Here is a 20,480-nt window from a genome sequence, read left to right as displayed (position 1 = left end):
TTATGCTGTAAAAAAAAACTAGGAAGTACTGGAAACTGCTATTATTGGGGCAGAAATAGCTTCATATTAACAAAAACATTGTTCAGAATTATGATTAACGAATTATTTAAGGGACTTACCTGTGTTAATTTTATGGAATTACACGCGTTAAAAGTGGCAAACTTTTTTATTATTTCTGCAAAAGGCTCTACCCACAATTCGAAGTCTATAGACTGTTTTTCTATATGCAGATGGATCAGTTCAAGTTGCCTATTTTTTCGATGCGCTTTGCAGTCTACTCTGCCAATAAATGTATTGCCAAATAAAATAGGTAAACAAAAATATCCGTATTGTCTTTTCTCCTTTGGTGTGTAACATTCAATTCGATAATCGAAATTGAAAAACTGCTGAACCCGATCACGATGAATAATAGCATTGTCAAACGGTGATAGCAAATTAATTTCCTCACGAACCTTAGCTATTCTTCTGTCTACTAAATCTCGGAGAACATAAACTGACGGATAGCCTTCAATAGTAACTTTTTCTATTATATCATCCTCAATCAGCGCATTTAAAACGCCATTTACATTTTTCCTGATCGTTTCGCCCGCTTTAAGATGAGTAATCTGTTTGACAGTAGTCCATCCATATGCTCTTAAATAAGTTTTCACTAAATACTCGGCAAACTCAAGTGAACTTGGCTTTGTCAGGTCGATATCATTTGGTAGCACCCTTTCTGCGATATCATAGGTCTTTTGCATTCCATCGCGTTCAGAAATCATTAAATCCCCTGCAGGAAAAGCCGTTCCAAAGCAATTTTTGCAGGTTTCCAATTCCACCAGCTTCCCAGTTTTTTAGTTTCATTTTCGAAGTCTCTTGCTCTTTTGGACCTTCCGCCCGAATGGTATCTATGATATACTGCATCATTTTAGGGTCCGCATTATAGTAATGTGATTCATTTTGTTTTACTTCCAACATTCGTGGTAAAACAAAGCGAAAATCTTTCATCGGAAGATAAGATGCAGCGTGAAACCAATATTCAAATACCTGATGCTCCTTTACGAGTTCATCCAAATAACTTGTTTTGTAATCTGGGATCCTTGTCCAAAGCGTATGGTGATGGGCCCTTTCAACAATTGATAATGTATCTATCTGTAAATAACCGAGGTGATCCAGTGCATTGAGCACGGCCTTTTTCCTTTTCCGAATGCTGATCTGCGAAGTAAGCCCTGGCTTTCCAATGTGATATTTTTCAGCTGCTGTATGGTCAATTTTCGCTGCATTTCTTTAAGTTTATTTTCTTACAGAAAGATAGGTGTCTACTTCTGCACGCTATCCAACATTCGTTTAGTCTTTAACTAGTGCTAACATCGATATTAATCCCGACAACCGCTATGTATTGTTATGGCTCAATGGAAACGATCAATGAACCTTCTATGATTCAATCAAATTTACGAAATAAAGTGTGCCGGAATTACCATTTGTTTACTCTCCTATAATTTTTATCTCAAAAATAGCAGTTCGATCTTTTCTATAGGCAAAAAGCCGGGTTCCATAGCAGAAAGAGATAACAGATCCTCATCTATGTTCAATATCTCTTCCATAGAAATAACTTTATAGTCCGATTCCCCAACTTCTCTTTCACCAATAAACTCCCACATACCATCCGCTAGATGATGATATACTCTTGTTATTTGATCTGTTTTATTCAAGACAAACGATGTTGTCAAAACGACCGCATTAGGATCTGAAAAATAATTATTCACTATGATTATCTATTAAGAGCTAAAATAAACTGGTATTCTGAATGTAGTTCTCACAAAATTGTTGTTCTTCTTCGCAGGGATCCACTTCGGCATTTTTTTGATAAGACGAATGACCTCCTTGTCACATTCTTTATGAAGGGGCTTGACAATTTTTATATTTGATAGTTCACCAGTTGGCTCTACAACAAATTCCACCAAAACATTGCCTTCAATACCCAGTTCTAATGCCTCATCAGGATATTTTAGATTGGTTTGGATAAATTTTTGAAGGCGTTCAATTCCACCCGTATATTCTGCAGGGACGTCAGGGATAACACATGTAGTGTCAGGCGATGACTTTGAGACAGGTTTGACCGTATCATTTAGCACGTTGGGATACTCCTTTTGAGATTGTCCGTTTACACCAAAATAGTAAACAATACAATAACAAAAATTGTATTTAACCCAATCATAAAATATCTTTTTTCATCTGTATAAATTATTTGATCATCAATTATTTTTAGATTAAGGCATTCACGCTGCCTTCGGCGGTATAAGTGTTTGTCTCATCGGTATAAATGAGCTTGTTTTACTCGGTTTGAATAAATCATGATAGTTTCATCTATCTCAATTTTTGATATTTTCAAATGGGCCAATATTTCCCCTTGGATAAAAAAGGAGGTATTACCCGTCAAAAATCACAATTATAGAGACCATTCCGCTCGAATAGATTAGTCTGCGTTTTTTAATTATGATGGAATATAAAGGTAATTTACAATAGATAGCAGGTCAGTTTACAATTCGTTAAGGAATATTTTAAATTCGATGGATTTAAAAACTAGACAAATATAAAAACGCTAGATTTTATCGAATAAAAAAAGGAATTAAAGAAACAAAATCTGTCTATAGAAATAACCTTAGAACGCTCACAATGTTTTTATTACAATTTATGATCAGGAGATTATATCTCAAAAAGAATCTGCAAAATCGGAATAAAACAATAATGATTTATTATTTTTAAAGTAAATAATGTAATTGATTATATAACCAGTATATGGACAAAATCACTAAAGAAGACGTTTCCGAAGCAGAAAACCAGCTTTTCCAAGCTCAGCTAACAAGCAATGTAAATGCCCTTGACCAATTATTGTATGATAATCTCATTGCAGTTGCACCAACGGGACAAATGCTAACCAAAGAAATGGATTTAAATGCGCATAGAACAAAAGCAATGATTATTGAAGAGGCTTCCACAGAAATTGATGATATCAGAATAACCGGAGATACCGCGCTTTCCGTCGTTACGATGACGGCAAAAGGCAAAGTAATGGGAGCTCCATTGGAAGGAAAATTCAGGTATTTCAGGGTTTGGAAATATGTTGATGACAAATTAAAAGTCATTGGTGCAAGTTTCATGCAATTGCCGGAATAAAGATGTGATGAGTCGCTTGCATCTATAGCTCGTTGATGTTAAACCAGACGCTATATGGAACCAATCGGTATACCTTAAGAATATCATGTGACGCACTTGCTTATAATGCGATATCTGACACAACAAATGACTGTATTGAATTTAAGTTTGAACTTGACACAAAGTATTACATTATCTTATTGATTAGATTATTTGAAAACCGTTTAATCTACAATTTACTTCCTCCGACCTTTAGTGAATACAGCCCTTATCGTGCGGGGAAATGGACTTCACATAGAATAGACCGCATCCTCACACTCTTTGGGAAAATAAATGATGCCTATGATGAATATCGTGCTTATGGGGATACTTGCATGGATTGTACCGTCGGTTATTCAAAAGAAGAACTCGAGGACATGTAGGCCAGTTATATACTAAGACCTAACAAAAGTTGAGTTAAAAAGTCATCACAGTATGGAATGTTTAATTGGACTCTGCTATTTCGATAGCACAACCTGTGTATGATTAAAACCTTTCACTGATTGCTGTACCTTTAACACCCCAAAAATCGATTTTGGACATTATTTGCTCAAAATCGAAGGACACTTTGAATTAAACAACTGAATAGTTATTGTTTCATTGATTGAAAAACAATATTTTTGTCAAAACCCAAATTATGAAGAAGTTTTTCAAAATTCTTAAGTACGCATTTGTTTCCATATTAGCCGTTCTTGCACTGGCTTTTAGCTATATATTTATTTCCAACAAGATTTTCATCGGAACAGTTAACAAGAAAAATACAGATTACCTCAGCTTGCACAAAGTGCAGATTGCGGATAGTATTCCAAGTAAGTTATTCGACGATAACTTCTATAATTCGGACGTCATTTTGCTTGGGAAATCCATGGTTATGCGGATAACCAAAAACTGGATAAAGAGCTTCTTTTATACTTGAATAAAAAACTGAATATTAGGTACTATATCGCTGAGATGGATAGTACGAATGCAGACAAATTAAACTGTTTTCTTTCAAAATCCGTAAAAGATGAGGCATTGCTAAAAGAGGTTGTTACTGCTATACGCAAACGCATCCCTCAACAATCGAGTGTCGAATTATATCGTAAATGGATCGAAATATATGACTATAATCAAAAGCTAGCTGACAGTGCAAAAATCAGCGTCATTGGCATTGACAAAAGTTTTGTAAACGATAAATCGACTATATCCCGAGATTCGGCAATGATGCTTAATCTGGAGGACTATATCAAAAAGCATCATCTAGAAGGTGAAAAATTTTATGGATTATTTGGCTTCTTCCATGTATTACAAAAGGAAAAGATACAACTAGCGTTCCCTTCGCTGCGAGATTAAAAGACAAAGGTCGTAAAATAACAAGTTTGGTCAGTTATACCCTTGATAGTGAAATGTATCTCCCAAAGAATCCGCAATTCCCAACGCCACCGGACGAAAAAGTAGCTTGATAAATGCAGATGGCCCCTGATGCTCGTGAAAGGAATTAACGATCTAAAGGAAATGAGCCAGCCGAATAGCATTTCATTATTTAAGCTAAATGCGAAGGATTCGCCTTATTTGGATTCTCAAGATCTAATATCGGTGAAGTCACGAATGTTTGGTGAAAATATTATCCCCAGCGATAAGACCCATACGACAGATTATTTTCAATATGTATTTTTATTGCGAAACTCTAAAGCGCTTAGGAAATTAGATTAGGGCTGATTTTATTGCCAATTTGGCCAAATTTGATTATTGATAGCGGTTATAAGATTATTTTTACAGATTATATCTAGATTCAATTTAGATGGTCACTTCGCCCCGGAGACCGATGATCTAAAACCTCTAAAGATTCGGTAATCTATTACATGAGAAAAGAAAAAGTCTTTTTTTTTTACCGATATATTGGTGCTTTCACCGATTAAAACAAACACTTCACCTAAATAATACCAAGAAGGGAACTCGAAAATAACTAAGTTAGATGCACAAAATAATAGTTCACCATTGACATTTAGGCAACATAACTTTAAAAATAGATCCCCAATGAAAAAACACTTAAGTATAGCGTATTCTTATCATAAATCGCCGACTCAATATGCGAAAGAGAGATTACATAAAAGCGTAATTTTACTCTTACTTTTTCTATTATTTACAACCAACATAATCGCCCAAACTACAACATACACCGTAAAAGATATAAAATTTAAAAGTAAAGGGATTGAATTAGCGGGGACAATTTTCACCGCTTTAAATTCGAAAATTGGAGTTGTCATAGTCCACGGATCTGGACAAGAACTTAGATCGAATAAGTTTGCAGCAATGTTGGCTAAAAATGGGATATCTGTATTGACTTATGATAAGAGAGGGGTTGGTGAATCAGGAGGGGAATATGCCGGTCCCGAAGTTGGTACGAATAATATTGACTCAGCAAACCTCAATCTTCTAGCGGAGGATGCCAGTGCAGCAGTTTTAACCCTTAAAAATTATTTTGGAAAAAAACTAACACATATTGGTCTCTCGGGGCAGCCAAGCTGGCTGGATTATTCCTTTGGCATCAAATAAATCAAACAACGTGGATTTTACGGTCATTTTTAGTGGACCAGTAGTTCCTACATTGGAACAGCTCCGTTTTCAATTTTTTACCGAAGGAAAGGCAAATTTTTGGTCGAATCACACCGAGCAAGAGGTAAGGGACCATATCCGAACTGCCCCGATAGATATAAATTTATTACAACCGATCCGCAGGTATCCCTTCGCAGTTCAAATACAGCAGGAATCTGGCTTTTTGGTGGACAAGATGTCCAAATCCCTGTCGGTTTATCCATTGATCATCTCAATTTACTTAAAATTGAAGGGAAACCCTTTGAATACTGTCTATTTCCAGAAATGGGGCACTTTCTAACAGCTTCGGACTCTTCAGCTCCTATTAAAATCGCTATAAATTGGATCAAAAAGCTAAGCGGAAAAGCAAAATAAAAGCGAAAAAAAGCTCATGTCTTAAATAATTAGACATCTACAGATCGTTCTGATAAAGTTCCACCACAGCAAAAAATATATGTATACAAATTTTTAAGTATTTTTATTTAAAAATTATAACCGACATAATGACTTTAATAAGAATCTTGGCCCAAATCTGGTTTACAATAATACTGATTACTGTCAATTTATTACTCCATACACAAGCCGCTTCTGCGCAACAGGATTTCCAAATTATGGGGATCGGAAAGACAATGTCAGATAACGATATTATCTATCTCGTCTACAAGCAAGATGGGAAGCTTGTTATAGATTCGACAAAGGTCAAGAATAATTCCTTTCGATTTAAAGGAAAAATTGGAAACTCTCCCCTTTCCGCTTCATTGTCCAGAAATCAGAATCCTACCAATAATAATTATAATTTCATAAGTGACAGTAAGAGCATTTTCCTGGAGGCAGGGAAAATAATCTTGAGAAGCAATGACACCCTCAGCAATTCTGTTCTTTCAGGTACAGACTTAAACCGAATACTTCAGTTGAAAAATGAAAGGTTGTTTCGTATCTTAAATGAACTAAAAAGTATAAAAGACCCCTACTTTTTTAATGCGGAGGAATTGAAAGATACTATTTTGGTAAAGCAAAATCAACGGATTGTAGATTCGTTGTATTTCATTTGGAAAGATCAGGAATTGGATTTTGCCCGAGATTTTCCCGACTCCTATATTAGCCTTGATCTAGTCGACCAGATTTCAAAAATAAACAGGTTAATAGATAAAACCGAAATGGTCTTCAATGGATTGAGTGAGCGACTTAAAGCGATGCCACAAGCAGATATCGTGAGAAATAATATCAGAGAGAAAAAGAAAATACGAATAGGAAATAACGCGCCTTTATTTGACATGAAAGACATTCATGGAAATATTGTTCAATTGTCATCCTATAGAGGGCAGTTCGTCTTAATCGATTTCTGGGCCTCCTGGTGCCTACCATGTCGAAACGAACATCCCAACCTGATTGAAATCGATAGATTATATGGGAAGCGAAATTTTTCTATTATCAGCGTTTCCATTGATCATAAAGAAGATGACTGGAAAAGAGCTGTCAAAAAGATGGTCTCACATGGACCCAATTGTCCGATTTAAAGGCTAGCGATAGTGACGTTTACAAGCAATATGGAATTACAACAATACCTGCTAGTTTTTTGATAGATCCTGACGGAAAAGTAATAGCGAAGGATCTGAAAGGTGATGCGCTAAAAAATAAAATTCATGAAATCGTAAAGTAAATTTAAGGACGCTCAATTTCACAAATTTCTACCAGTCGAGGGGCCTATTGAATATGCTTGATAAGAAAAGAGCTAAACGCCATCCCAAACAGAACGATAGGGCAATTTATCTTGGACGCGATCATTTAGCTTGTGAAAATTAGCACTTATCCCAATAATTCTTCACGATGTGTTTTAAGAAGGCCGTGTAAAAATTCAAATGTGGGGTTGGCTAAATACAGAGAATTGATCATGAGAGGTGTGGAATCCCATGTAAAACAGCCAAAACCCCAATGAAAGATAGGGTACCAGCGCTAATTCCTCATCTTCGACAGGGCGTATAAGACGATATCCATCCAAGAAGATGCGATAGGAATCATGAGCAGCCTGCTGTGTCATCCTCCCAGTATATACATCTAAGATGAGGTGTTGCCAAAAGGTCATGATATCATTCACCAGCCAGCCGTACCCCATGAAATCAAAGTCAAAGAAAGTCACCGAATCATTTTCGAAATGAAAATTTTTGGGTAGAAAATCAAAATGGCAATAGCCTTTTGAAAATACCGATGGATCTATTTGCGACAGTTTTTGTTCAATACGATGAGCCATCTCACACAACCAGCTATATTCTCCAGCGTTTTCTTTAAAAACAGGTCTCAGCTTTTCCAAAGGCTTAAAAACTGTTGTCTCAAGATCGAAAGTCCATCTTTCTCCGCCCAAACTAACTGTGGATGAGGTATGGTGAAAACGTGCCATTTCGTTTCCCAAAACACGAAGCTGATTTTCATTCAAAGACCGGACGACCTGACCTCGGGCAAAACTGAACAACACCGCATAACGCTCCCCTCTACTGCTTCAATTTTCTGTATTGATTCTCCCAAAATATCAGTGATCGGATAGGATACGGAAACCTTTACCTCCTTTAACGCTTGCAACAATTTCACTTCCTCTCCTATCTGCGGTAAACTTCGATGTGATGAACGATAAACCCGCAATATAAACTTGGCTTCAGAAGCTTCTACAAGATAAGTATCCCCTACCCCGCGAAGCAGAAATTTACATTGAACATTTTCAAGTCTATATTTCGCTGAAATCAGCGAAGATAATGCGATTGGACAGAGTGTAGAATAAGTAGCAGGAAAAACAGGTTTCATTTCATAAAGATACCTGAATATTTGGCAGATCACAAATACACATCCATTGCAAAACCAAATATTCCAAAAGGTTTATTGACCTAATATTAGATTTGGTTCTTTATAATTTTACACAAAAAAATTCCCTTTTTAAATTCCACAGTGTAAATTTATATAAATGAACACTATAAAGAAGATGGCATCGATTCTACCAAACGGGCAAGTGAAAAAATACTTTTTTTTCCTGGCTTGCATTTTACTCAGTTTTTGTACCTCATGTAAAGATATTGGCAAACTGGTTGATAAGCAAAAATCGAGTTCCTATTTTATCGATTCCAAAGGACAGGTAGTCTATTGTCAGAATGGCAATTGGTTTAGCTTGGGCATATTGCAAATGCAGGCTGATGCGAAATCGTTTGAGGTTTTGGCGGAAGATATAGGCAAAGACAAAGACTCCGTATACTTTCGTAATATGGCACAAAAACTGGTAGACAGGAATTCCTTTTATGTCGACAATCAGGTTCCTAAAGATCGTTTTCACGTATATTATATTGATCAGGTCTTGGGCTTTAATATCATTGAAGGAGCGGATCCAAAACCTATGAACTAATCAGCAATCATATCAACTGGGCCCGGACAAAGACCATTACTTCTACTCTAATGATATGATACAGGCCGATCGGAAAACTTTTGCATTCGTCAATGACTTTTTCTGAAGGATAAAGATTCTGTTTATGTTTCGCCTAATATTGGGGACTTTAGGTCAGTCATGCCTAACACCGGAAATGTTGAAGCCATAAATAAGTATTACATGAGAATCGAAAATACAATATGCTATCCGCCTTTTCAGCAAGGCTCTACTGCCCTAACGAAATCATTTGATTCCATACATACCATTCGGGTGCTTGATCAGGATATAATTTGTGTCAACAATAAAACCATCCTATTCCGGGGCAAAGATTTTAAATACACAAATGTTGATGCCTCCTCCTTTCAATTATTTCCTGTACATGAAAAAGATGGAATATATGCAGACAACCCTTATTCAAAAGACAAGAACCATATATACTATGATCAAGAAATAGTTCCGGATGCGGATGTAAAGACATTTATACCCGTCGGTCGTGATTTCGGAAAAGACACCAAAAATGTATATTATCAGAAACAACGGCTAGAAGGTGTAGATGCAGGAAGCTTTAAGAAAGACGGGGATTTTTATAAAGACAAACGAGGTAATAAATTCAGCGCTTTGACAGGAAATAAAGTGTAAATAAATATCTCCTCCCGAGGGAGCTTGCAGGAGGGGATAAACTTTAAATTATGTTCTTTAAAAGATCAAATACTTGCTTTTGATTCGCGAAAGTAGCGTCGAAAATACAATCCTCCAATACTTACTTAAAGTTAAACTGCTGCTGCATCTATATTTAAAAAGTCTCTCCTAATTCCGAAGCAACATATTGTATGTGGCCAAATAAAACTCATCAATCAGTTGCTTAATTAAATCATCTTTTTTACAATCTACGGCCAGTCCGACCCAATTTTTGGTTGGAAGATATTTACTTCGAATCCATTGAACAGGCAATTCTACTTGCTTTTCCGTGCGCAACCATTCTAATCCACATTCGTTGAAATAGATCTTTTCATTAAATAAATCCATAACAAGGAATGGTCTTTTTTGAAATAGAAAATACTCATATCAAGATCAGCAAGCTCATTGAGGCTGATATATTTTTTTAGATGCATATAGGCATTTATTTCGGTCAACATAACGGTCTATTTATTCTATTGGTTCATTAAATTATCCATTGGTCCAGATCACTAATCACAGTTGATTGGCTCGCTTATCAGTTGGGATTAGTTACCAGTTTCCTCTTGGAATTTGGATTATAATTCAGTTACGAATCAAATCTAGGTGAATCAGAGCTGTTGGTTGGGGTAATTTTTGGTCTAATAGGTGGAAAAACACAATTTTATATTGCCAATTGGTTTCTTAACTGAAATGCATTTGAATATCTTGGTATTTGAAATAGTTAGGGTGACAACATCCATTCTGATAGGAAAAGCGATAGTGGTATTTTTTCAGTACAAATTTTTTTTTTTAAAAAAGAATCTCCGCAATCCAAGCAATCCAAAAAGTCGTAAATGCTTATAAGTACAGAAAAATTATAAACTAAAAGACTTTTGTTATGAAAAAGATAACACCAAACAATGAGTCACTATTGACCTCCGATAGTGAATTTGAAAAGAAAGATCTCGGACGTAGAGATTTTCTAAAATTTGCAGGCGCCAGTGCCGCCTCACTTGCCATTCTTAGCGTGGCAAGCTGTAAAAAAGATCGCGATGACGATATGGATAATGGTGGTAAAGGCATGTACTTCGGTAGTGGGGACATAGCCATCTTAAATTATGCCTATGCATTGGAACAGCTTGAAGCTGCTTTTTACATCCAGTTGGTCAACAATCCTTATTCAGGCATTTCGGATATGGAAAAAGCCTTCTTTACAGATATCCGTAACCACGAGATTGCCCATCGAGAGTTTTTTAAAGTGGCTTTGGGAGCAAAAGCCATATCCAGTCTTGAATTCAACTTATCAGGTATTAATTTTAGCAGTCGAGCATCGGTCTTAGCTACCGCTAAAACATTTGAAGATCTGGGTGTTTCGGCCTATAATGGTGCCGGTTGGTTGATTAAAGATCCTAAATATCTCCTTTTAGCAGGTAAAATCGTTTCCGTGGAAGCCAGACATGCCGCTTGGGTGCGTGATATGATCGACAATGGTAGTTTTGCCAACCAGGAAGTTGTCGATTCCAATGGACTTGACCTGGCCAAGAGCCCTAGCGTAGTTTTGAGTGCAGCGGCACCATTTATCAAATCAAAAATAGATGTAAAGGATCTACCTACCTATTAATTCACTTAAAATCTAATTATCATGAATCTCTTAAACGTATTTGACCAAATAAATGCTGTAGATCCAGAATTTAGCGATCGCATCAGCCCACGTCGTGAAGCTATCAAAAATCTGGCCTCTATAAGCGGAAAAGTCACGCTAGCGGCAATTCCTTTTTAATCAGCGAACTCTTTAAAAGGCTTATGGGGCTACCGCACCCACTGACGTCAACGGTGTACTTAACTACGCCTTGACCTTGGAATATCTCGAAGCGGAATACTATACAATGGGGTTGCCAAAGCTGGTCTTATTCCATCGGGTAGACCACTTGGTGCCATCACCACCATCCGCGACCATGAAGTTGCGCATGTCAATTTCCTCAAACAGGTACTTGGCAATAAAGCTGTTTCCAAACCTACATTTGATTTTACTGCTGGGGTACTTTTGGTAATGTCTTTAGCAATTACGACACCTTTTTAGCTGTTGCACAAGCTTTTGAAGATACAGGGGTACGCGCATACAAAGGACAGGCTGGTATACTCCTCGGTAATCGTGTTGTGCTTACAGCAGCTTTACAGATTCATTCGGTAGAAGCGAGACATGCCTCCCACATCCGTCAGATGCGACGGGCCCGTGGTGGAGGTGCAACTGATCAAAAACCGTGGATCACAGGAAGCAATGACACCGGTATCGGCGCAGTTGTAGACCCTATATATGCTGGTGAAAACAATATTACACAAGCTGGAGTGGACATCACAGGCCTCTCTAGTACTATGGGAAAAATATCAACAAATGCGGCTACCCAGTCTTTTGATGAACCACTTTCTGCAGAAGCTGTACTTAATATTGCAGGTTTATTTATTAAAGCATAACAAAAAAAAAAGTAGTTTATCTGTTTAGCATGTCCTGGTTTGTTTATCGAATCAGGGCATTTTTTAGATACCGCCCATAACATAGAGTTCACTAAGCGTAGGCACATCTTTGCCGCCTTCATCCTCCAATGTAATAGCAAAAGCTTGCGCTTTGGGTATGTCCAGCATTTTGCTTGTGCCATCTACCTTTGCATCCAATGGAAATACACCCGCATTCACCGGCTTACCATCAACCATTGCCCACAATTGATATTGCTTACCTTTAGGAGCAACAGGCATCTGCTCAAGATTTAGGTACACTGCTTTCGAAAGTTGATCCCAAAAACCAAAGCATGAAGGTCTGGTTTATTTTCAACCCCTTTTAGCGGAATTGTTTTTATTGCAGGATTTTGCACAAGGCGCCATTTATCTTGTAAGGTGGCTAAGCTCGCTTGTTGCTGATCAAACGAAGCACTCGTCTTTGTCAGTTTATCTTTCGTTTCATTGTTTTGCTGATACAGCAACACATTAGCGCCGACACTGAGTACAAGCAACACGCTCGCGGCTATTGCCCAATTGTAGGACTTACGTGGTACAATTATATTACTCGGATCCTCCTTCGTATTCAGTTTTCTACTGTTATCTATTTCAGTCTCTTTTCCTTTGGAAAGATCATTAGCAGCAACTAGATTTTCTGTATTTAGCTTATTCCAGATATCCTCTTTTAGAGACACAGGCATAGCCATCGCTTGGATATCAGCCAACTCTTCGAGCGTTTTCTCCGCCTCAGCGATGGCCTGTTCCACTTCGACATTATTTTTTCGAATACAGTTCAAGATGCTCACTTCCTCTTCCGAAGCAAGCCCCAAAACGTATGATTCAATAATCCCTGACGATATGTATGCTTTAATATCCAAAACTAACGATACTCCTTTAATAATTGTTGTAGCTGTAAAAACGCAGCTCTGGTACGTGTTTTGACCGTTCCCAAAGGAACGTCAAGCTGTTCGGCAATTTCCTGTTGCGTATAGCCTTCATAGTATGCCATCTCGATTAAGATACGCCATTCAGGCTTTAATTTATCCAAAATATTTCTGAATCCAATAAAATCTGCTTTGCTGCTCTGTTCGATTTGAGCCTGATCCTGTTCTTCCTTACTATTTACGATATTTGAAAGCGGTTGGTTTTTTTGTTCGTTTAACACAGCCTTGGATTTTCGGTAGTCTAGGGCGGTATTCCGGGCAATACTGATCATCCAGGTGTAGAGCCTGCCTTTTTCAGCGTCGAAAAGATCCACATGCTTCCAGATCTTAACAAATACATCCTGTATCACTTCCTCGGCATGCTCACTTGAAGCCACCATACGACACACCACTCCATAGAGTGCCTCCGAATAGTTATCATAAAGATAACTAAAAGCCTGTTGGTTCTTTTTTTTCAATAAAAGAATCAGTGTTTCTTCAGGAAGGTTGTGTAAAGGACTCAAATTTTACGTTTATAACTGGATAAAGATCAAAATTATATATTATAAAACCAAGCCGCTGTTATAAAACAAGTTAAAATACCTAACCAGCCGCATAAAATACTTAAACTGCAGATCGATTAATAATGATCTCATCCGTTTTATTGTTCTCTGCTATAATCCATTTTTCTCATCTGAAGAACGTTCTAAAATAGACTTCAAATGATCAACGTTAGAATATAATATCTCTTTAAAAAAGAACAACTGATAGCTTAGTAAAAAATGTAGTGAGAAGAGGACAATGATCTGGCTTCACTATTTTAAATAGTATTTGTAATATCTTTACTTTTATTCGCAAAAAAAAATAGAAAGATGCGCATATTAGTAACAGGTTCAGCGGGAAAACTAGGAAGTACAACAGTTCAGACGCTACGTCAGGCGGGACATCATGTCACAGGAATTGATTTATTGGAAAGTAACATGACAGATCACTTTCTAGATATCCAACAACTTGATTCTGTCATCGAATTTACTGTTGGTTATGATGCAATTATTCATACGGCAGCACTACATGGAAGACATATGGATTTAAATTATATTCGACAACATTTTATAGATACAAATATTACGGGACATTGAACTTGCTAAATGCCTGTGTAAAAAACGGTATAAAACGATTTCTTTTTACTAGCACAACTTCTATATATGGCAACGCCATGGTTAATGATGAAAAAGCGGTATGGGTTACGGAAGAACTAACAATCCAACCACGTGATATTTACGACATCACAAAACAAACCTGTGAAGAACTCTGTAGAGATTTTTTTAAAAAAGAACAAATAATGACTAGCGTCTATCGTGTAGGTAGATTCCTTCCCGAACCTGAGAATCTCATGTTAAACCATCGTTTGTATAGGGATTAGATGAAAGAGATGGCGCTGAAGCTCTTCGACTCGGTGTTGAATTCCACTTTACAGATTTTCAGATTTTCAATGTGTCCAGTGGATCCCCTTTTGAAGTTGATGATTTAATTGAATTAAAATCTAATCCTTTGCAAATTATCACTAAGCGTATTCCCAAAGCCATTGAAATATACAAACAAAAAGGCTGGAACTTTCCAACCTCAATAGATCGAGTATACAGAAGTGATAAGGCAGCTCATGTACTTGGCTATAAGCCACAATTCACATTCATGTTTCTTTTAAATCAACTATCCTAGAATTTTAGTTATTTTCAATATCTAAAATTTCATTTAATATAGCTTAGTTTTGGACAATAATTACACAAAGTTTTATTAGTGAATTCAATCAAGGAAAAATTATGATACATAAAGTTCTCATTTTGAGTTTAGGAATTTATAGTCTGGCAAGTTGTATCTCCCAAAAGACTGTTAATACTTATGGAAAAGAAGTAGAAAGTATACATCTAACTGAGGGACAACAAAAATATTGAAAGAATATCCATTGCAGATTAAATTCAACCGCATTGTAGAAGAAAGCCGTTGCCCCGAAGGGGTGGATTGTATATGGGCCGGAGTTGCTGTTGCCGAAATTGAATTAACGGATAAGGCTACCAAACCCGTAATTTTGAATCTCGCGACAACGGATATGCAAACAAGGGATTATCAGAAATCTACTGATTTTAACGGCTATACCGTTACATTACAGAATGTTGCCCCTATCCCACGGCAGAACGCGGAGCACAAGATTTAAAAGGAAACTATAAAATTTTCATTTCTGTACAAAAAAGTAAAATAAACGATGTTTAATAAGTGAATGATGATCACCGCACTGTGGGATAACAATGAACAAAAACGTGGTCTTTCAAGATATAATACGTATGCGTAAAGAAAATTCGACCAATGCCGTCAATGAAAAAGCACTACAACAATATTGCAGTGCCTTTAAGACATTATCATTAATTAGCGGACGCTGGAAGCTTTCCATTTTATTCAAACTGCTTAAAACCGAGACAAGCTATTCGGAGTTCAAACTCCTTCTACCTGAAATAAGCGACCGAACGCTTTCTAAACAATTGAACGAATTAATGGCGGATGGATTAATTTTAAAGAATAAAAGCAAGGTTTCGTCGATATATTCATTGACAGATAAAGGCCTGAAGCTCGAAAAATTCTAATAGACCTTTCCGCATTTCATGATCAAGATTAACCAAAATCTATTTTTTCCAGAAACTCTATCACTTCCCCATTAGGACTGTATACCAAACTATTTCTCACAGGAATAGTTTTTGTACCATTTGATAAATCTAGCTCAAACAAGCCTTGACTTAGGTCTTTGGCCCCATATTCAAGGGCTTGTTTTCTTGCCGCATCCGCATCTTTCACAACGAAACATATATGAAGCAAAGCATTTTCTATGTATTCGTCATCCGGTCTTCTTTTTCTGCCCTGTGTTGGTATAGCTGCATTTTCATCACATATCTCCAAATAATAATTGATGGCTCTGTTATGAAGCATAACACATTTTTCTAAATTGAAATCGGGTAAGGACCAGCTGTGTACTATTTCGAAACCAAAATTCTTATAAAAATCCACAGTATGCTCAAAGTCCTTAGCTTTAATAGATATATGATGAAAACCGATGATGTTATTTTTTAATCCATATTGCTAAGTTTTGTATTTTCAAAGGTACCCATCAATAGATAGCAATAAAAGGACTTACAAAATTGTTAGTACATGAAACCAAGGGCTAAAGTATAGCAATCTTTACCTTCTTGGCTTAGGGAGCTCTTTGATCCAGATATTCTTAAAATCTACTGGTTGCCCCTCACTCTGCAAGGCGATAAATCCGCTACTCAACAACTTACCATCAATCTTAATTTTGGGGTCATACCCATTTGCTGTTCCCCCTCCGATCTGCGGTTTTGAGTATTCAAGAACGGTATCGCCGTTAATAATATGTTTAATAAGTGAATCACCCAATACTATCAATTCTCCCTTAACCCATTGATCACCATCATAGGTCTTGGAAGTCGAATTTAAACAATGTGAAGAAGCGATCTTACCTTTGTAAACCACGTTAGTCCCCGGAGAACACATATTACCTGTAGGCCGTGGCTTGCCATCACTTAATCCGCCCAAAAGCTGCATTTCTACAGAGATGGGCCAATCTTGTTCTTTCAGCATCGTGCGGGGATCTTGTGAATGAAACATGACACCACTATTGCGCAATGTATACGAAGGTGCTCCTTTGTGAAGATCACCCACAAACCGATATTCAAATTTTAAGTGATAATAAGAAAACGGTGTTTTATAATATAAATGACCAAACTGATCATTGAAATCACCATATTGATCGTATCTGATCTTAATAATTCCATCTTCAACCCTAAAGGTGTTCCCATAATTCTCACCAACTTCATGGTGATGAATTTTGACAAACCAATCATTAATATCCATTCCATCAAATAATGGTTTCCAGCCTGCGTTATCAGACTTACCTTTTATTCCGGCACAACCACCAAACACCAGAGCGGCGGCTAAAATTATATAAAACAATCTTTTCATTGAATACTTATTTGGTTTAAATCGGATGGCAATATACGACATATTCCATTAAGCCTCATTGAACAGGCTTGTTCTTCGTATTTAATAATTGCTTTTAAACATCTTAGCTTGATTTATAAAAGTTTCGAGTGTAAACAGCTCCAAGGCAACACTGCTGAAAAATTTCAAATGCTTTTCTCTGCGGAGAAGAGCAGGTATCATTTTTCCCGGATTTAGCAAATCTGACAGAATTCAAGTAACTATAGGAAAAATCACAGTAGAATAATTTTTATATAAGAGATACTCCCGAGATTTTGATCCCGGGAGCATTTTTCGCGTTAATAGGCGACCAACTTCTCTTCGATTTCCTTGACGGCTTTCACTGTTTTCATAAAGGAATCGGGTGTAACGGAAATAGAATCTATACCTTCTTCGACCAGAAACTGGGCAAAATCTGGATAGTCGGATGGGCCTTGACCGCAGATGCCGACCTTGACTCCCTGCCTCTTTGCGGTGCGAATAAGGTTCGCAATCATTATTTTGACCGCAGCATTGCGCTCATTATATAAACCGGAGACTAAGGCCGAATCGCGATCCAATCCAAGTACCAACTGGGTAAGATCATTCGATCCAATGGAGAATCCATCGATATAACGAGCGAACTCTTCAGCGAGGATGATATTGGAAGGAACTTCCGCCATCAGATAAACCTCCATACCCTTTTGGCCCCGTTTAAGACCAAATTCATCCATCACCTGATAAACCCGCAGCAACTCATCTACTGTACGGCAAAATGGGATCATAACAACGACATTGTCTAGCCCCATTATTTCGCGAACCCTTTTTATCGCTTTACATTCCATCCCAAAGGCCTCCTTATAGGCCGCTGAATAATATCTCGAAGCTCCCTCCAACCAATCATTGATTTTCCTCTCCGGGTTCAAAGTGCTTTCCACCGGGCATATTATAGTATTCATTAGTTTTAAAATCTGAAAAACGAACGATTACCTTATTTGGATAATAGGCCGAAGCGATTTTACCGATTCCGTAGGACAGCTTTTCAATGAAATATTGCTGCTCATCGGCATAACCGGTAATAAGCGAACTGATGTAGTTGCTCAATTCGATATCATTCAGTTCCCGATGTTTTAAGAGCGCCATCGGATGAATCTTGATATAGTTGTTGATAATAAATTCCTCCCGTGCCAAACCTACTCCTTTTGCCGGATACTCCGCATATTGAAAGGCGATGTCCGGGGATCCAATATTCATCATTATTGGCGTACTCACATCAGGTAGGTCAGAAAGATCATGTTCATGCTTACTATATGGAATCTGTCCTTGGTAAATGAACCCGGTATCCCCTTCTGCACATGAAACAGTAACTTCCTGTCCGGTAAGTAATGTTTCTGTCGCTCCATCACAGCCCACGATAGCGGGCACCCCCAATTCACGGGCAACAATAGCAGCATGACATGTCCGCCCACCTTTGTTGGTAATTATTGCAGCTGCCTTTTTCATAATTGGCTCCCAGTCGGGATCGGTTATCTCCGCAACCATGATATCACCTGTATTAAAGTTGATCTCTTGTATATTTTGCTTATTGACGCCTTTGAAATTATGAACTCTCCCGGAAGCAATCTTGTCTCCCACCGCAATACCTTTTAAAAGAACCTGCGAGGACCTGTTTTTCGCATTGATTTTATATTCCGTGATACAATTGGATTTTTTTAGTGAATGGATGGTCTCAGGTCTTGCCTGAACAATGTATAAATCACCTTTCAAACCGTCAAGAGCCCATTCTACGTCCATAGGGCACCATTTTCCTTTGAGCGCGGTATAATACTCTTCAATAATACACACCCATTTGGATAACTGAAGGATTTGCGCATCGCTTAGACAAAATCGCTTCGTGCTTTCCACTGGCGTATCGATCACCTTCACTGTTTCACTTTCTGAAACACTGTAAATCATCTGTAATTGTTTGCTCCCTAGCTTCTTTTCTACAATCGATGCGTAACCTCTTTTTAACAAGGGCTTGTATACAATAAATTCGTCCGGATTCACCATCCCCTGAACAAGAAGTTCGCCCAATCCATAGGATCCATTGATAATCACGGCATCTTTAAAACCACTTTCTGTATCAATAGAAAAAGCAACTCCTGAAGCCCCAAATCGGATCGTACCATCTGTTGTATGCATACAGAAAGTCCGATATTAAAATGCCCAAAATTAAATGCTTCTCTATAACTGATCGCTCGATCCGTGAAAAGAGAGGCAAAACAATTTTTAATCGCTACCAACAGATCTTGCCGCCCCTAATATTTAAATAGGTATCCTGCTGACCAGCAAATGAGGCATCAGGGAGATCTTCAGCGGTAGCAGAAGAACGGACCGCAACACCAAAGTCCTGTATATGCTCTAAACCGATAAGCGCTTCATAGGCGACCAGGATCTCCTGTTCCATTGCCGACGAGAAAATACCTTGCTGAATCAATGTTCTGATCCTAGCCCCACAACTGGTCAGCTCCCGCAGGTTTGTACTGTCAACACCCTTCAGTATATCTTTGATTTTCTGATCCAGTTGATTGTCGGTGATAAACTGAAAGTAAGCCTGACTGGTCACAATAAATCCATCGGGAATATTTACTCCTAAAGGTTTCAAATGCTGTAACATTTCTCCTAAGGAAGCACTCTTCCCTCCTACCAAATCAATATCCTCAATAGAGGCTTCAATCAGGCGCATTGTAAATCTGTTGTTGTTCATTATACAATTATTTTACACGAAGTTAGGCTGCATTTTTTGAAGTCATTTGTTAAATATTAAGACAAACTGATATTATTTTAATAATTTTATTTACATCATAAGTATATTTGTATTTATATTATATAAATGGAAAACTATTTTGGACAGACCATCCTAACCAAAAATTCGATGTTTACCTTAGCAACAGCTGATGTTTACCATGCCGCAAACAGCTTCCATAGTCATCGTGAACTCGAGCTGATTTATATCTGTTCGGGAGAGGGAACTTTTTCAATAGGTCAATCGTCCAAAAGAATTTCCAGCGGTACGATCATCCTCATTGGCGCAAATGCGCCACACATGTTCAAATTCGAAACGAACCGCTATTATGACTATGCCATGAAGCACGGCAGGACGCCGGTACCTCTCAAGCTGTTCACATTACATTTTGATCCCAACAAATTAGGGCAAGATTTCCTCAATCTCCTGAAAACAATTTATTAAGCAA

General features: G+C 37.6%; 32 protein-coding genes and 3 pseudogenes. 20 read left to right on the top strand and 15 right to left on the bottom strand.

The genetic code is table 11. The features are described 5' to 3' along the window. Window positions 1–41: 41 nt before the first annotated feature. The 4 genes from KUH03_RS31060 to KUH03_RS31045 all read right to left on the bottom strand — a co-directional run bounded on the left by KUH03_RS31060 (window position 42) and on the right by KUH03_RS31045 (window position 2,114). Window positions 42–818: a DNA glycosylase AlkZ-like family protein gene (locus tag KUH03_RS31060; RefSeq protein WP_257088218.1), complete on the bottom strand. Its 777-nt coding sequence runs from the start codon at window positions 816–818 to the stop codon at window positions 42–44. Further along, on the bottom strand, window positions 751–1,167 hold the full coding sequence (locus tag KUH03_RS31055) for a winged helix DNA-binding domain-containing protein (RefSeq protein WP_257088217.1): 417 nt from the start codon (window positions 1,165–1,167) through the stop codon (window positions 751–753). Before KUH03_RS31055 ends, KUH03_RS31060 begins: the two co-directional genes overlap by 68 nt. Window positions 1,168–1,481: 314 nt before the next feature. Further along, complete coding sequence (locus KUH03_RS31050; protein ID WP_257088216.1) at window positions 1,482–1,709, bottom strand: hypothetical protein; 228 nt, start codon at window positions 1,707–1,709, stop codon at window positions 1,482–1,484. A 48-nt stretch (window positions 1,710–1,757) separates the two neighbouring features. Then, window positions 1,758–2,114, bottom strand: coding sequence for an energy transducer TonB (locus KUH03_RS31045; RefSeq protein WP_257088215.1), 357 nt, complete (start codon window positions 2,112–2,114; stop codon window positions 1,758–1,760). 664 nt (window positions 2,115–2,778) lie between these two features. Here KUH03_RS31045 and KUH03_RS31040 point away from each other — a divergent pair. The 9 genes from KUH03_RS31040 to KUH03_RS31000 all read left to right on the top strand — a co-directional run bounded on the left by KUH03_RS31040 (window position 2,779) and on the right by KUH03_RS31000 (window position 7,408). Further along, window positions 2,779–3,156, top strand: coding sequence for a nuclear transport factor 2 family protein (locus KUH03_RS31040; protein ID WP_257088214.1), 378 nt, complete (start codon window positions 2,779–2,781; stop codon window positions 3,154–3,156). A 35-nt stretch (window positions 3,157–3,191) separates the two neighbouring features. Then, entirely contained in the window at window positions 3,192–3,557 is a 366-nt protein-coding gene (locus tag KUH03_RS31035; protein WP_257097472.1) for a hypothetical protein, read from the top strand. Window positions 3,558–3,811: 254 nt separating this feature from the next. Continuing rightward, window positions 3,812–4,090: a hypothetical protein gene (locus KUH03_RS31030; protein ID WP_257088213.1), complete on the top strand. Its 279-nt coding sequence runs from the start codon at window positions 3,812–3,814 to the stop codon at window positions 4,088–4,090. Further along, window positions 4,087–4,506, top strand: coding sequence for a hypothetical protein (locus KUH03_RS31025; RefSeq protein WP_257088212.1), 420 nt, complete (start codon window positions 4,087–4,089; stop codon window positions 4,504–4,506). Before KUH03_RS31030 ends, KUH03_RS31025 begins: the two co-directional genes overlap by 4 nt. 135 nt (window positions 4,507–4,641) lie before the next feature. Further along, on the top strand, window positions 4,642–4,866 hold the full coding sequence (locus tag KUH03_RS31020) for a hypothetical protein (RefSeq protein ID WP_257088211.1): 225 nt from the start codon (window positions 4,642–4,644) through the stop codon (window positions 4,864–4,866). 324 nt (window positions 4,867–5,190) lie between these two features. Then, window positions 5,191–5,709 (top strand): lysophospholipase, encoded by a 519-nt coding sequence (locus KUH03_RS31015; RefSeq protein WP_257088210.1) that lies wholly within the window; start codon window positions 5,191–5,193, stop codon window positions 5,707–5,709. A 99-nt stretch (window positions 5,710–5,808) separates the two neighbouring features. Then, complete coding sequence (locus tag KUH03_RS31010) at window positions 5,809–6,123, top strand: hypothetical protein (protein WP_257088209.1); 315 nt, start codon at window positions 5,809–5,811, stop codon at window positions 6,121–6,123. Window positions 6,124–6,251: 128 nt separating this feature from the next. After that, window positions 6,252–7,265, top strand: a complete 1,014-nt coding sequence (locus KUH03_RS31005; RefSeq protein ID WP_257088208.1) for a TlpA disulfide reductase family protein — start codon at window positions 6,252–6,254, stop codon at window positions 7,263–7,265. Beyond that, the gene (locus KUH03_RS31000) at window positions 7,253–7,408 is read left to right on the top strand and encodes a peroxiredoxin (RefSeq protein ID WP_257088207.1); all 156 of its coding nucleotides are present in this window, start codon (window positions 7,253–7,255) and stop codon (window positions 7,406–7,408) included. Before KUH03_RS31005 ends, KUH03_RS31000 begins: the two co-directional genes overlap by 13 nt. 195 nt (window positions 7,409–7,603) lie before the next feature. Here KUH03_RS31000 and KUH03_RS30995 read toward each other — a convergent pair whose 3' ends face one another. Beyond that, on the bottom strand, window positions 7,604–8,218 hold the full coding sequence (locus KUH03_RS30995; protein WP_257088206.1) for a phosphotransferase enzyme family protein: 615 nt from the start codon (window positions 8,216–8,218) through the stop codon (window positions 7,604–7,606). Then, a complete protein-coding gene (locus tag KUH03_RS30990; RefSeq protein ID WP_257088205.1) occupies window positions 8,176–8,541 on the bottom strand; it encodes a hypothetical protein in 366 nt (121 codons plus the stop codon). Before KUH03_RS30990 ends, KUH03_RS30995 begins: the two co-directional genes overlap by 43 nt. Window positions 8,542–8,743: 202 nt before the next feature. On the opposite strand from KUH03_RS30990, the gene KUH03_RS30985 reads away from it, so the two are divergent. Further along, entirely contained in the window at window positions 8,744–9,130 is a 387-nt protein-coding gene (locus KUH03_RS30985; RefSeq protein ID WP_257088204.1) for a DKNYY domain-containing protein, read from the top strand. 102 nt (window positions 9,131–9,232) lie between these two features. After that, window positions 9,233–9,790, top strand: a complete 558-nt coding sequence (locus tag KUH03_RS30980; RefSeq protein WP_373564860.1) for a DKNYY domain-containing protein — start codon at window positions 9,233–9,235, stop codon at window positions 9,788–9,790. 168 nt (window positions 9,791–9,958) lie between these two features. On the opposite strand, the gene KUH03_RS30975 is transcribed toward KUH03_RS30980, so the two are convergent. Then, a complete protein-coding gene (locus KUH03_RS30975; protein ID WP_257088202.1) occupies window positions 9,959–10,177 on the bottom strand; it encodes a hypothetical protein in 219 nt (72 codons plus the stop codon). A 529-nt stretch (window positions 10,178–10,706) separates the two neighbouring features. On the opposite strand from KUH03_RS30975, the gene KUH03_RS30970 reads away from it, so the two are divergent. From KUH03_RS30970 to KUH03_RS30955, 4 genes and pseudogenes are all read left to right on the top strand, one after another. Then, window positions 10,707–11,429, top strand: coding sequence for a ferritin-like domain-containing protein (locus KUH03_RS30970; protein ID WP_257088201.1), 723 nt, complete (start codon window positions 10,707–10,709; stop codon window positions 11,427–11,429). A gap of 21 nt (window positions 11,430–11,450) precedes the next feature. Then, window positions 11,451–11,588 carry a hypothetical protein gene (locus tag KUH03_RS30965; RefSeq protein ID WP_257088200.1) on the top strand — a complete coding sequence of 46 codons (138 nt, stop codon included), beginning with the start codon at window positions 11,451–11,453 and terminating at the stop codon, window positions 11,586–11,588. 156 nt (window positions 11,589–11,744) lie between these two features. Further along, window positions 11,745–11,888 carry a ferritin-like domain-containing protein gene (locus tag KUH03_RS30960; RefSeq protein ID WP_306429830.1) on the top strand — a complete coding sequence of 48 codons (144 nt, stop codon included), beginning with the start codon at window positions 11,745–11,747 and terminating at the stop codon, window positions 11,886–11,888. Between the two features lie 29 nt (window positions 11,889–11,917). Continuing rightward, window positions 11,918–12,280, top strand: a pseudogene (locus KUH03_RS30955) (ferritin-like domain-containing protein); the annotation flags it as partial. 63 nt (window positions 12,281–12,343) lie between these two features. Here KUH03_RS30955 and KUH03_RS30950 read toward each other — a convergent pair. From KUH03_RS30950 to KUH03_RS30940, 3 genes are read right to left on the bottom strand one after another with little or no spacing between them, the layout of a single operon-like run. Continuing rightward, window positions 12,344–12,580 carry an anti-sigma factor gene (locus tag KUH03_RS30950; protein ID WP_257088199.1) on the bottom strand — a complete coding sequence of 79 codons (237 nt, stop codon included), beginning with the start codon at window positions 12,578–12,580 and terminating at the stop codon, window positions 12,344–12,346. Then, window positions 12,571–13,176 (bottom strand): hypothetical protein, encoded by a 606-nt coding sequence (locus tag KUH03_RS30945; RefSeq protein WP_257088198.1) that lies wholly within the window; start codon window positions 13,174–13,176, stop codon window positions 12,571–12,573. The genes KUH03_RS30950 and KUH03_RS30945 overlap by 10 nt, the downstream gene beginning before the upstream one ends. A gap of 2 nt (window positions 13,177–13,178) precedes the next feature. Then, on the bottom strand, window positions 13,179–13,745 hold the full coding sequence (locus KUH03_RS30940; protein WP_257088197.1) for an RNA polymerase sigma factor: 567 nt from the start codon (window positions 13,743–13,745) through the stop codon (window positions 13,179–13,181). Between the two features lie 348 nt (window positions 13,746–14,093). Between KUH03_RS30940 and KUH03_RS49380 the strand changes: the two are divergent. The 4 genes and pseudogenes from KUH03_RS49380 to KUH03_RS30920 all read left to right on the top strand — a co-directional run bounded on the left by KUH03_RS49380 (window position 14,094) and on the right by KUH03_RS30920 (window position 15,857). After that, a pseudogene (locus tag KUH03_RS49380) lies at window positions 14,094–14,644 on the top strand (NAD-dependent epimerase/dehydratase family protein). 71 nt (window positions 14,645–14,715) lie between these two features. Next, on the top strand, window positions 14,716–14,940 hold the full coding sequence (locus KUH03_RS30930; protein ID WP_257088195.1) for a hypothetical protein: 225 nt from the start codon (window positions 14,716–14,718) through the stop codon (window positions 14,938–14,940). Between the two features lie 229 nt (window positions 14,941–15,169). Next, the gene (locus KUH03_RS30925; protein WP_257088194.1) at window positions 15,170–15,433 is read left to right on the top strand and encodes a hypothetical protein; all 264 of its coding nucleotides are present in this window, start codon (window positions 15,170–15,172) and stop codon (window positions 15,431–15,433) included. A 127-nt stretch (window positions 15,434–15,560) separates the two neighbouring features. Next, window positions 15,561–15,857 (top strand): helix-turn-helix domain-containing protein, encoded by a 297-nt coding sequence (locus tag KUH03_RS30920; protein ID WP_257088193.1) that lies wholly within the window; start codon window positions 15,561–15,563, stop codon window positions 15,855–15,857. 28 nt (window positions 15,858–15,885) lie between these two features. Here KUH03_RS30920 and KUH03_RS30915 read toward each other — a convergent pair whose 3' ends face one another. From KUH03_RS30915 to KUH03_RS30895, 5 genes and pseudogenes are all read right to left on the bottom strand, one after another. Then, the gene (locus KUH03_RS30915) at window positions 15,886–16,308 is read right to left on the bottom strand and encodes a VOC family protein (protein WP_373564859.1); all 423 of its coding nucleotides are present in this window, start codon (window positions 16,306–16,308) and stop codon (window positions 15,886–15,888) included. A 138-nt stretch (window positions 16,309–16,446) separates the two neighbouring features. Next, window positions 16,447–17,247, bottom strand: coding sequence for a DUF1080 domain-containing protein (locus tag KUH03_RS30910; RefSeq protein WP_257088191.1), 801 nt, complete (start codon window positions 17,245–17,247; stop codon window positions 16,447–16,449). Between the two features lie 317 nt (window positions 17,248–17,564). Continuing rightward, entirely contained in the window at window positions 17,565–18,140 is a 576-nt protein-coding gene (locus KUH03_RS30905; RefSeq protein WP_257088190.1) for a putative PEP-binding protein, read from the bottom strand. 4 nt (window positions 18,141–18,144) lie between these two features. Beyond that, window positions 18,145–18,747, bottom strand: a complete 603-nt coding sequence (locus tag KUH03_RS49375) for a PEP-utilizing enzyme (RefSeq protein WP_373564858.1) — start codon at window positions 18,745–18,747, stop codon at window positions 18,145–18,147. 258 nt (window positions 18,748–19,005) lie between these two features. Next, window positions 19,006–19,903, bottom strand: a pseudogene (locus KUH03_RS30895) (PEP/pyruvate-binding domain-containing protein); the annotation flags it as partial. Between the two features lie 216 nt (window positions 19,904–20,119). On the opposite strand from KUH03_RS30895, the gene KUH03_RS30890 reads away from it, so the two are divergent. Next, entirely contained in the window at window positions 20,120–20,476 is a 357-nt protein-coding gene (locus KUH03_RS30890; protein ID WP_257088189.1) for a cupin domain-containing protein, read from the top strand. Window positions 20,477–20,480: the final 4 nt, after the last annotated feature.

Origin of the sequence: Sphingobacterium sp. E70, assembly GCF_019285695.1 — a bacterium.
In the GTDB taxonomy this organism is placed as follows: domain Bacteria; phylum Bacteroidota; class Bacteroidia; order Sphingobacteriales; family Sphingobacteriaceae; genus Sphingobacterium; species Sphingobacterium detergens.
Note: the sequence above shows the minus strand (reverse complement) of the source record. Positions and strands in the feature narration are given on the sequence as shown.

Bases quoted from the DNA above. Each gene is read 5' to 3' on its own strand.
- KUH03_RS31040 (WP_257088214.1), top strand. From the start codon at position 2,779: ATGGACAAAATCACTAAAGAAGACGTTTCCGAAGCAGAAAACCAGCTT.
- KUH03_RS31035 (WP_257097472.1), top strand. From the start codon at position 3,192: ATGTTAAACCAGACGCTATATGGAACCAATCGGTATACCTTAAGAATA.
- KUH03_RS31030 (WP_257088213.1), top strand. From the start codon at position 3,812: ATGAAGAAGTTTTTCAAAATTCTTAAGTACGCATTTGTTTCCATATTA.
- KUH03_RS31015 (WP_257088210.1), top strand. From the start codon at position 5,191: ATGAAAAAACACTTAAGTATAGCGTATTCTTATCATAAATCGCCGACT.
- KUH03_RS31005 (WP_257088208.1), top strand. From the start codon at position 6,252: ATGACTTTAATAAGAATCTTGGCCCAAATCTGGTTTACAATAATACTG.
- KUH03_RS30990 (WP_257088205.1), bottom strand. From the start codon at position 8,541: ATGAAACCTGTTTTTCCTGCTACTTATTCTACACTCTGTCCAATCGCA.
- KUH03_RS30975 (WP_257088202.1), bottom strand. From the start codon at position 10,177: ATGGATTTATTTAATGAAAAGATCTATTTCAACGAATGTGGATTAGAA.
- KUH03_RS30970 (WP_257088201.1), top strand. From the start codon at position 10,707: ATGAAAAAGATAACACCAAACAATGAGTCACTATTGACCTCCGATAGT.
- KUH03_RS30965 (WP_257088200.1), top strand. From the start codon at position 11,451: ATGAATCTCTTAAACGTATTTGACCAAATAAATGCTGTAGATCCAGAA.
- KUH03_RS30920 (WP_257088193.1), top strand. From the start codon at position 15,561: ATGCGTAAAGAAAATTCGACCAATGCCGTCAATGAAAAAGCACTACAA.
- KUH03_RS30910 (WP_257088191.1), bottom strand. From the start codon at position 17,247: ATGAAAAGATTGTTTTATATAATTTTAGCCGCCGCTCTGGTGTTTGGT.
- KUH03_RS49375 (WP_373564858.1), bottom strand. From the start codon at position 18,747: ATGAAAAAGGCAGCTGCAATAATTACCAACAAAGGTGGGCGGACATGT.
- KUH03_RS30890 (WP_257088189.1), top strand. From the start codon at position 20,120: ATGGAAAACTATTTTGGACAGACCATCCTAACCAAAAATTCGATGTTT.